The organism is Mesorhizobium sp. M7A.F.Ca.CA.002.09.1.1, assembly GCF_003998555.1.
GTDB classification, from domain to species: domain Bacteria; phylum Pseudomonadota; class Alphaproteobacteria; order Rhizobiales; family Rhizobiaceae; genus Mesorhizobium; species Mesorhizobium ciceri.
In genome coordinates this window covers 1-1,270 of sequence record NZ_RZRR01001224.1, presented here as the reverse complement: position 1 = coordinate 1,270, position 1,270 = coordinate 1, and the positions used below count along the sequence as shown (strand labels likewise).

At 66.0% G+C, this 1,270-nt stretch carries 2 protein-coding genes; both read left to right on the top strand.

The features are described 5' to 3' along the window. A partial coding sequence (locus tag EN994_RS32005; protein WP_164746441.1) for an aromatic amino acid transaminase occupies nt 1-907 on the top strand: 907 nt, incomplete at its 5' end. Between the two features lie 80 nt (nt 908-987). Continuing rightward, nucleotides 988-1,270 (top strand): MazG nucleotide pyrophosphohydrolase domain-containing protein (locus EN994_RS32000; RefSeq protein ID WP_281060222.1); only part of this gene is annotated, 283 nt, incomplete at its 3' end.

Genomic DNA, 1,270 nt, shown 5'->3' with positions numbered 1-1,270 from the left:
CGCCGCACAGGCGCCCGGCGGCTCCGGCGCGCTGCGGCTGGTGGCGGAATTGCTGAAGCGGACGCGTTCGGACGCAACCATCTGGCTGTCGGACCCGACCTGGCCGAACCACATGCCGGTGATGCGCGCCGCCGGCCTGCAGATCCGTGAATACCCGTATTTCGACGCCGCGTCGGGTGCTGTTCGCTTCGACGACATGCTGGCGGCCCTGCGGACCGCAAAGAGCGGCGACGTCGTGCTGCTGCATGGCTGCTGCCACAACCCAACCGGCGCCAATCTGGATGCGGCACAGTGGGCAGCCGTTACCGATCTGGTCGTCGAGCGCGCGCTGCTGCCGTTCGTCGACATCGCTTATCAGGGCTTTGGCGATGGCCTTGAGGCCGACGCCCTCGGCTTGCGCCTGCTGGCGGCGAAAGTTCCGGAAATGGTCGTCGCGTCGAGCTGCTCGAAGAATTTCGCCGTCTACCGCGACCGCGTCGGCGCAGCAATGATCCTGGCCAAGGACGGCGCACAGGCAGATGTGGCGATGAGCCAGATGCTGTCGGCGGCGCGCGCCATGTATTCGATGCCGCCGGACCACGGGGCAGCAGCCGTACGCATCGTGCTGGAGGACGCCGCCTTGCGTGCAGACTGGGAAGCCGAACTTGAAGAGATGCGGCTGCGCATGCTGAGACTCCGTGTCCAGTTCTCCGAAGCCCTGCGCCGGCAATCCAATTCCGACCGCTTCGATTTCGTCGCCAGCCATCGCGGCATGTTCTCCCGCCTTGGCCTCACCGAAGCGCAAGTCGAACGGCTGCGCGCCGAGCACGGCGTCTACATGGTCGGCGACAGCCGCATCAATGTCGCCGGCCTGCCCGAGGACGGCATGGACGACCTCGCCAAAGCGATCGTCTCGGTGCTCGACTGACGTGGCTCGCCTGTGGACAAGGCACTCTCGCCGGCTGACAGCGTTGGCCGCGCGGCCGGCCGCGCGATAGCATCAGCCCTATGACGCCATCGAAAGACATTTCGCGCCTGATCGAGATCATGGCGGCGCTGCGGGCGCCGAAGACCGGCTGTCCCTGGGATATCGAACAGGATTTCTCGACCATCGCGCCCTACACGATCGAAGAGGCCTATGAGGTCGCGGATGCCATCGCGCGCGGCGACCTCGACGATCTGCGCGACGAACTCGGCGATCTGCTGCTGCAGGTCGTCTACCACGCGCAAATGGCCGAGGAGGCCGGCGAGTTTGCCTTCCCCGATGTGGTGCAAGCCATCACGACGAAAA